This window comes from Kitasatospora nipponensis (assembly GCF_039528135.1).
GTDB classification, from domain to species: Bacteria; Actinomycetota; Actinomycetes; order Streptomycetales; family Streptomycetaceae; genus Kitasatospora; species Kitasatospora nipponensis.
On the sequence record NZ_BAAALF010000495.1, the window covers coordinates 1 to 1117 of the forward strand.

A 1117-nucleotide genomic window follows, 5' to 3' on the forward strand; every position below is an offset into this window, starting at 1 on the left:
CCCGTTCCGGTCGGTGTCCAGCTTCTCGAAGGCGAACCGCGCCGCCGCCTCGGACGAGCCGAACGCCCGCTGGAAGTCCCAGAACTCGTCCGCCGAGATCGTCCCGTCGTCGTTCCGGTCCATCAGCCGGAAGACCGCCAGCGCCATCGGCCGCAGCACGGCGTCGAACGCCCCCGGCGCCTCCGCCAGCAGCCGCATCCCGGCCGGGTACTCGTGCCGCTGGATCTTCCGGTCCCGGTTGGTGTCCAGATCCGCGACCAGTGCCCGCCACCACCCCTGGGACGCCGTCAGCATCGCGACCGCCTTCGGTGAGTCGAAGTCCTGACCCGAGGCGGAGATCGTCCGAGCGGCGAGCCCGAGCACGTCCGAGGCGTCGATCAGCCCGTTCCGGTCCAGGTCGATCTGTCCGAAGTTCAGGTCGATCTTCCGGTCGAGTGCATCGGGGCTGGCTGCGATGGTCATCGGGGACCTCCGGGGAAAGCCCCGGTTTGAGCCGGGGGAGGGAACGGATTGCCTGCGGAGCAGGTCGGGGAGCGGTGTTTCGCCGTCAGGGCGAACCGTCGTGCGGGTGCCCGCAGGTGGTTGTCAGTGCCCGCCGCCAGGTTGATCGTGTGCATCTTCGGTACTCGTATCGTAGCTATCCGACGGTGGGTCAGCGGCGGTCGCTGGGCCGTACGTTCGGGTGCACACGGGTGGTGTTCATCGACAACCCGCGCTTCCTGCGCAAGGCCGAGAAGCGGTTGAAGACCTTGCAGCGGGCACTGTCCCGTAAGGCCAAGGGGTCGAAGAACCGGGCGAAGGCCCGCAGGAAGGTCGCCAGGGCTCATGCCAAGGTGGCCGACACCCGACTGGACTGGCAGCACAAGCAGACGACCCGGTTGATCCGTGAGAACCAAGCGGTGTACCTGGAAGACCTGAACGTGCGCGGCCTCGCCCGGACCTGGCTGGCCAAGTCCGTCCACGACGCAGGGTGGTCCACCTTCCGCCGTCTGCTCACCGAGAAAGCCGCTCGGTACGGCAGGCACGTCGGCGTGATCGGACGGTTTGAACCCACCTCGCAGGTGTGCTCCGCGTGCGGGGTCCTGGACGGACCCAAGCCCCTCGCGGTCCGCGAGTG

At 68.3% G+C, this 1117-nt stretch carries 1 protein-coding gene and 1 pseudogene; one reads left to right on the top strand and one right to left on the bottom strand.

The features are described 5' to 3' along the window. On the bottom strand, positions 1 to 462 hold a 462-nt coding region (locus ABD323_RS41435), incomplete at its 3' end, for an EF-hand domain-containing protein (RefSeq protein WP_344447258.1). 179 nt (positions 463 to 641) lie between these two features. Between ABD323_RS41435 and ABD323_RS41440 the strand changes: the two are divergent. Further along, positions 642 to 1117 (top strand): annotated as a pseudogene (locus ABD323_RS41440) (RNA-guided endonuclease InsQ/TnpB family protein); the annotation flags it as partial.